We start from the raw sequence: 7,221 nt of genomic DNA on the forward strand, positions 1-7,221 counted from the left end.
TTTTTGAATCTGCTATGGCGTATCCTATTCTAAATCCCGTCATGGCATGAGATTTTGAGAATGACTGTGTGACTATGCTTTTCTCATAATTGTAATTTAGAATACTTTTCCAATTGTTTTTTGAGTATTCTGAATAAATCTCATCACTTAGTATGTAGAGATTGTTTTTTGTAGCTAATTCTACTATTGAATCTTGAACCTTTTCATTTAGAATCTTGCCTGTAGGGTTGTTAGGGTAATTTAGTACAATCATTTTTGTATTTGAATTAATCATATTTTTGATTTGTTCTATTGCTGGTTCCCATTTATCTTCTAAAGTAGTATTGATTGTTCTTACTTTGATTCCTGAATTTAATGCGCAATCTTTGTAAGCTGGCCATGCAGGTTCAATGACAATCATTTCGTCTCCTGGATTAAGAAGTGTTGTGATTGCAGTGAAAACTGAGAATCTTGCTCCGGGGCTAACTAATATGTTGTCTTGAGTAGTTTTCACATTGAATTTTTTTGAGACGTATTTTGCTAATGCTTCTCTGAACACTGGCATTCCTTTTGATTGACCATACTTTAGAAACCCTTTATCAAAAACCTCTTCTAATGCACTCTTTACAATTGGCGGTGGTAAAAAATCTGGCTCTCCGACTTCCATATGGATAATTTTTTTACCTTGTTCTTCTAGTGATTTTGCTTTTAAGAAAATTGATAGATGCGTCTGTTTGTCTGCTGATTGTACTTTAACTGATTCGTTTAAAAGAAAATTGAGAAATTTTGTTGCAATTGTCTCATCAAGTCCGATATTTTTACATAATCTGATTACTTTTTCACGCAAACTATCTTCTCGTAATTCGTCTGTCACTCCTTTGCCGATATTTTTTTTGACTTCTCCTATTTCTTTTGCAATGTCTGTTCTGGTTTTTAGTAACTCTATCATTTGGAGAGTTACTTCATCCATTTTATTCCTAAGATCATTGATTTCTGACATTTTCTTATAATGTGGGTTTGATTACTCCTGAAAGTAGTGCATGGTCTGCAATCGTTAAAGCTACAAGTGAGTCTACTACAGGTGGAGCTCTTGGTACTACGCATGGATCATGCCTTCCTTTGACTTGAAGATCAGTCTCTTTTTTTGTTTTAATGTCGACTGTTTTTTGTTTTTGAGCAATTGATGATGCTGGTTTGAATGCAATTCTCATTGTAATTGGCATCCCATTTGAAATGCCACCAAGAATTCCGCCTGATCTGTTTGTTTTTGTTATTATTTTTCCCTTTTTGATTGTATACAAGTCATTATTTTGAGAACCATATAATTCCGAACCTTTGAATCCTGAACCAAATTCAATTCCTTTGACCGATGGTATAGAAAAAATTGCCTTACTCAAATCTGATTCTAATGAACTAAAAATTGGCTCTCCTAACCCTACTGGAACATTTGTTGTAATTGATTCTATAATTCCTCCAAGCGAGTCCCCTTTTTTTCTTGCATCTAGAATACTTGCTCTCATATCTTTTGCAGTCTTATTCTCTGGACATCTGACTTCATTTTTGTAAATTGATTTGATCATTTTTTCATTGAATTCCCTCTCCATCTTTATTTTTCCAATTTGTGATGTGTAGGAGTTTGTTTCGATACCTAAAGTTACTTTTAGTAATTTTCTTGCAATTGCGCCACCCATTACGTGAGTTGCAGTAAGTCTTCCTGAGAATCTTCCTCCCCCTCTATAATCATTATAATGATTGTATTTTACCATGGCAGGATAATCTGAATGTCCTGGTCTTAGCTTTGTTTTCAAATTTTCATAATCTTTTGATTTTTGATCACTGTTCCAAATTACCATTGTAATTGGCGCTCCTGTGGTGTGTCCTCTAAACACTCCTGAAATTATCTCTACGATATCTCCTTCTTTTCTTTGTGTTGAAATTAGATTTTGGCCTGGTTTCCTAAGGTCTAGCATTTTTTGAATATCTTTTTCATCAATCTCCAATCCTGCAGGACATCCGTCTAAAACTGCACCAACTGATTTCCCATGACTTTCCCCAAAACTTGTTAAAACAAGACGCTGGCCAATAGAACTTCCCGGCAACATATTATCAAAGTTAAATGATGCTTATAATTCCTCATTCTGATTTTTTCAATTCTTCTAATCTGTTTTCTACAGATCTCAAATGATTTGTTACAGGTTGTTAATTTTTACAAAATAATATCTAATTATATGAAATATTTATATTATATTCTTAAATATCAGAATAACCTATATTGTATATGAAAAAAAGTGCAAATTTTAAAGCATAATTTGCGCGGCTCTGCGAAAAAGACATGTTATCTACGCAAAAGCGTAGTGGGTGAGGAGAATGCTTTTCACTCTATACAGGGTCGCGCCATTTACCTCTAAAGTTAATTTTTTTAAAATTTTTATTTTGTAACTTGGATTTTTGCACCAAGGCGTTTCATCTCTTCTACGAAATTCGGATATGATACTTTGACTGATTCTGGATCTGTTACGGTACAGTCTCCGACATACATCCCTGCAATACAAAACGCCATAAATAATCTATGATCATTTTCTGCATTCAATTCAGCACTGTTTAATTTCCCCGATGATTCTAAAATCATCCCATCTTCTTTCTCTTGAATTGTGATTCCTAGTTTTGTGATCTCTCTTGTGATGATTGCAATTCTGTCTGTTTCCTTTAATCTTGCATGTTTTACATTAATGATTTCGATAGGTTTTGATGATTTTAATGCCAATATTGATAGTGGTGGAAGAAGATCTGGTGAATTACTCAAATCAAATTTCCCCCCATTTAGTTTTTCAGGCGATTTAATTTTGATTTCATCATCATCGATAATTACTGAAACACCTAATTGTTCTAAAATATCGATAAAAACTTCATCTCCCTGTGGTAAATTTCCAATGTTTCCTTTAATCGTAATTTCTTCCCCATTAAGAGTAGTAGCTGAAAGAAGAAGAGCTAAACTTGAAAAATCTATTGGAACTGTGAATGTAGCTTCTTTGTAAATTTGTGGTGCTATGTTATATTTTTTGTATGGGATTAATGTTTGGACTGACACACCAAATGTTCTCATCACTGCAATTGTGGCATCAAGATATGGTTTCGATACCAAGTTTCCTTCAATTGCTAGATTGATCCCTTTTTCAGTCAGTGGTGCACAAATTAGTAACGATGAGATAAATTGACTGGAAAAATTTCCTGGAATTGTCACATCTCCTCCTAAAATTTTTCCTTTAATTCTGATTGGAGGTTTTCCATCTGTTGAATAACATTGTGCTCCAATGCTTGTTAGTGCATCTAAGAGTGACTGCATGGGTCTTTTTTGAAGACTCGAGTCTCCAGTAAGTGTAATCTCATCGGAGAATAAGCTAGCAATGCCTGCAGCAATCCTTATTGTTGTACCTGAGTTTTCGGTATTGATTTCAGGGACATTTGTGCCTATTTTTATTGGATTTTTGACAATAATTGACGAATTCTCAATTTCAATTTCAGCTCCAAATTTTTTACATGCATCGATTGTTGCAATGGTATCTGCTGAGAGTAATATGTTATCAACTCTGCTATTTTTTCCTGCAAGTGCTGCAAGAAAAATTGCTCTATGTGTATAACTCTTGTTTGCTGGGCACGATACTATTCCGGATATTTTTGATTTTTCAACTTTACACTTCATTTACTTTTGCCTTCTCATTACTAATTCTCGAAACTATTACATTTCCCTCCAATGTCGAAAATATTTTTTTGATGGTAGATTCGTTTTCTTTTTTGACTACTGCTGCAATGGACGGTCCATTGCCTGAAACAGACGCTGCTAGTGCCCCCTTTTCAATTAGGTCTGTGATTATTTTAGGATCCGAATTTAAAATTGATGCTGTTGCTAGTCCATTTACTGTCATAGCTTCCCAGTAGTTTGCCTTTCTTGCTAACTCCCATGCAATTTCAAATACGGGTGATAGAATTTTCAATTTTTTTAGATTTCCTCTTTTTCTATTTTTTGGAATAAATATCACTGCAACTAAATCTGATGGCCCTTTTTCGAAACGAATTCTTTTTTTCTTTGCGTTATCTGTGACATTAAATCCTCCGTAATAACAAGAACATGCATCGTCATATGCTCCAGTAATGCTGACTTTGGATTCTATTGATGCCTCTACTCCTGCTAGCAATATTTGCTGATCTGTAAATTTTGGTTTGAATATTTTTGTACATGCTAAAGCAACTGCCGATGAAATTGCACTTGAACTTTTGAGACCATACCCTGTTGGAATTTCAGATTCGAGTGTAATGGTAATTTTATTTTGTTCTAAATCTTTTTTTGAAATTATTTTTTCAACCGTTTTATTGATTAACCGTGAACTGAGACTTTTATTTTCAGATTGAATTATGATTCCTTTGCCTGGACTGGTTTCAACTGTGGCTTCTACCTTTAAGGCAATCCCCAATGTCGCCCCTTTTTGGTTTGCAATGGCATTTACAAGTGAAATTGCTCCATGGACGGTAGCTTTTGCTTTTGCCATCAAAATCCTCCTAAGAGTGCTTTCTTCATGGCATTATAAGGTGCTTCTATGCCGTGCCAAATTTCAAAGGCTCTGATTGCTTGACCTAATAACATCTCATAGCCAAAAATTATGATGGCATTTTTTTCTTTTGCTTTTTTAATAAAATCTGTATTGATTGGCATGTATACAATATCATAAACAATTGTTTTTTCATTAATTCCTTCTAATGATATTGAACTTGATTCATTTTTTAGACCTATTGATGTTGCATTGACAATGATGTCATAATTTTTTGCAGTATCTTTCACTTCTTCTATTGTAATTGCATCTGCATTCAAACCAATTTTCTCAGAAAATTCTGCAATCTTTCTTGCATTTTCTAATGTTCTATTTGCAATTGTAATGCTTTTTGCTTTCTCTTTTGCAAATCCTGCAACAATTGCTCTTGCTGCCCCTCCTGCACCAAGCAAGAGAACTTTTTTGTTTGCAATGTCTAATTTCTTTTTCTTAAATGGATCCAAAAATCCATCCATATCTGTGTTGTATCCTTTAAGAATGCCGTCTTTATTTGTAACCGTATTCACTGCTCCAATTAAGCTACACGATTCGTCAGTTTTATCCAAATATTTCATCATCTCTATTTTATGTGGAATTGTAACATTGAATCCATCGATCTTTATTTTTTTAATCCTTCAATGCCTCCCTCCAACTCTCCTTTAGGAATTCGATATGCAATGTACGATGCATCTAAATTCAACTCTCTGAATGCTGCACTGTGAATATTTGGAGATAGTGAGTGATCAATAGGATCTCCTATAACTGCAAATGATTTTCCCATCTTAATTTCTTGAGTGGCATGATTGATTTAAACTCTCAACTGTAGTTCTGATTAATTTTTTAAATTCGTAATTTTCTTTATTTCATCAACGCTGAACTGTCCTGGCGCCACAGCTTTTCCTAATGAGACATATGTGTAGGGGCTGCCTAAATATAGGCATAAAATTCGTGAAATTCTACCTAAATCACCCATTGCAAAAGAAATTAAGTTATTTTTCCTTTTTTTACTATATAGCTCAAGCATTCTAGTTGAGTCATCGGTTGATTTTGCGGTGCAAACAATTTTTACATTGGATGAGAACTTGCTCATCTGATTCATTTTCTTTTTTAGTTCTGCAATACTTGGTGTTTTCTTGAAATCATGCCATGATACTAGTAATTTTGTATTTGCTTTTTTTAGATATTTCACTAATGATGGGTTTTTCTTTAATGTGTCAAATTCAACATCCAGTAAATAAGGTGAATACTCCGCAATTAATTTTAAAATAGCAATTCGTTCTTTTTCATTTCCTTTGAATTTACCTCCTTCTGTTTTTGGTCTTAATGTACACACTATTCTTTTAAGATCTTTTTTGATTATTTCTAGTGCCTCCGGCACTTGCTCTGTCTTTAAAAAATCAAATCTGACTTCAACGAAATCTGACTTTGTTAGCGCAGTCTTTAGTATTTGTTTTATTTTATTTGGTGTTTCCTCTGCAATGGATACACATGTTTTGTATTTCATTTTATTTTTCTAATATGTACTCATCAGAAACTTCCATTCCGAAATGTCTTCCAGTTGCTGGTTTTGCGTGTACCATAACAGTGTCTCCTTTTTTTAGATGTGTTACTGATACTAGTTGTCCATTTGGTCTTACAAATCGAATAGTTTCAGCATCTTGTGCTATAATGCCTCCTATTTCTCCTCCTACAGAAGCTTTAATCATTAACATTGGTCTTCTTTCTATTTTTGATCTTCCTACAGTTGCTCTTCTTGCTTTTCCTTTAGAGTTAAGAATCAGTACTTCCGAACCAGTTTCAACTTCTGATAAATAATTAGTGGTTCCATCAGGAGAAAGTGTATAGCAATGAACTGCCCCTGCATTTACTCTAAATGGTCTGGGTGATGTAAATGATGATCCTACTGATTCATTATGTACTAAAAATAAAAAGTTTGATCTGCTGCCAATTAACATCCCTTCTCCTTTATGCAATATTGATGCTGTATCTACACATACTCGTTCTCCATCGCCTACTTCTTTAATTTCTATGATTTTGGCTGGTTTCATCTCAAAACTTCTTGTTCCGAGATAGACCATAGCCTCTCTGACTTCGGTAATTGATGAAGTGCTGAAAATTACTCCGTCTACTCCTACTTCTAAAATTGAGAACATCTTTCTTACTTCTTCAGGTGTTCTTGCTATTGCAAAAATTTTGGTATGAATTTTGTGTAGTTTAGCAATGATGTTTTCTAAAGGAATTATTTTCCAATCTTTTACCTCTACAATGACAAAATCTAAACCTTGTTTGGCAATGGATAGAATATTTTCAATGTCTGAATTTGACAATACTTGAAATTTTCTTCCTATTTTCTTACCTTTTGGTTTAACACTACCTTCTTTTTCCAGTACGACATAATTTGATGAACTGGATGGAAAAACCGTTTGAAGTTTGGTTTTTACTTTGGTCAGTTTTTTTGGATCAAGATATACCATCTTTACCCCCTCCGCTTCTAATTGAGGAAGAAATTTGGATAATTGTGTTTGGTTCACTTTCGGTGAAATTATTAATTCTCTTGTCTTACTCAATTTTTTTCAGTGCTTCCTTTGCAGTTCCTTTTCTGAAAATTATTTCAGCTAATGCTTCTACCATTTTTTCAGGTGTTTTATGTGCAAAGATG

At 33.8% G+C, this 7,221-nt stretch carries 7 protein-coding genes and 1 pseudogene; all 8 read right to left on the reverse strand.

Annotated features, from left to right (window positions below):
* Positions 1 to 979 (reverse strand): aminotransferase class I/II-fold pyridoxal phosphate-dependent enzyme (locus BD31_RS05990; protein WP_008299962.1); only part of this gene is annotated, 979 nt, incomplete at its 3' end.
* 4 nt (positions 980 to 983) lie between these two features.
* Positions 984 to 2,081 (reverse strand): chorismate synthase, encoded by a 1,098-nt coding sequence (gene aroC / locus BD31_RS05995; RefSeq protein ID WP_048097510.1) that lies wholly within the window; start codon positions 2,079 to 2,081, stop codon positions 984 to 986.
* Positions 2,082 to 2,407: 326 nt separating this feature from the next.
* Positions 2,408 to 3,679, reverse strand: a complete 1,272-nt coding sequence (gene aroA, locus BD31_RS06000) for a 3-phosphoshikimate 1-carboxyvinyltransferase (RefSeq protein WP_008299967.1) — start codon at positions 3,677 to 3,679, stop codon at positions 2,408 to 2,410.
* On the reverse strand, positions 3,669 to 4,523 hold the full coding sequence (locus tag BD31_RS06005; RefSeq protein WP_008299961.1) for a shikimate kinase: 855 nt from the start codon (positions 4,521 to 4,523) through the stop codon (positions 3,669 to 3,671). The genes aroA and BD31_RS06005 overlap by 11 nt, the downstream gene beginning before the upstream one ends.
* Positions 4,523 to 5,140, reverse strand: a complete 618-nt coding sequence (locus BD31_RS06010) for a shikimate dehydrogenase family protein (RefSeq protein WP_008299960.1) — start codon at positions 5,138 to 5,140, stop codon at positions 4,523 to 4,525. The genes BD31_RS06005 and BD31_RS06010 overlap by 1 nt, the downstream gene beginning before the upstream one ends.
* Positions 5,138 to 5,343, reverse strand: a pseudogene (locus BD31_RS10765) (shikimate dehydrogenase family protein); the annotation flags it as partial. The gene BD31_RS06010 and the pseudogene BD31_RS10765, both read right to left, overlap by 3 nt.
* A 51-nt stretch (positions 5,344 to 5,394) precedes the next feature.
* Positions 5,395 to 6,066: a type I 3-dehydroquinate dehydratase gene (aroD, locus tag BD31_RS06015; RefSeq protein ID WP_008299959.1), complete on the reverse strand. Its 672-nt coding sequence runs from the start codon at positions 6,064 to 6,066 to the stop codon at positions 5,395 to 5,397.
* Between the two features lies 1 nt (position 6,067).
* Positions 6,068 to 7,129 carry a 3-dehydroquinate synthase II domain-containing protein gene (locus BD31_RS06020; RefSeq protein ID WP_048097511.1) on the reverse strand — a complete coding sequence of 354 codons (1,062 nt, stop codon included), beginning with the start codon at positions 7,127 to 7,129 and terminating at the stop codon, positions 6,068 to 6,070.
* Positions 7,130 to 7,221 lie beyond the last annotated feature (92 nt).

Origin of the sequence: Candidatus Nitrosopumilus salarius BD31 (genome assembly GCF_000242875.2) — an archaeon.
Taxonomy (GTDB): Archaea; Thermoproteota; Nitrososphaeria; order Nitrososphaerales; family Nitrosopumilaceae; genus Nitrosopumilus; species Nitrosopumilus salarius.

What these genes read in the sequence shown, in the direction of transcription:
- aroC (WP_048097510.1), bottom strand. Translation starts at nt 2,081, where the DNA reads ATGTTGCCGGGAAGTTCTATTGGCCAGCGTCTTGTTTTAACAAGTTTT.
- aroA (WP_008299967.1), bottom strand. Translation starts at nt 3,679, where the DNA reads ATGAAGTGTAAAGTTGAAAAATCAAAAATATCCGGAATAGTATCGTGC.
- BD31_RS06005 (WP_008299961.1), bottom strand. Translation starts at nt 4,523, where the DNA reads ATGGCAAAAGCAAAAGCTACCGTCCATGGAGCAATTTCACTTGTAAAT.
- BD31_RS06010 (WP_008299960.1), bottom strand. Translation starts at nt 5,140, where the DNA reads ATGATGAAATATTTGGATAAAACTGACGAATCGTGTAGCTTAATTGGA.
- aroD (WP_008299959.1), bottom strand. Translation starts at nt 6,066, where the DNA reads ATGAAATACAAAACATGTGTATCCATTGCAGAGGAAACACCAAATAAA.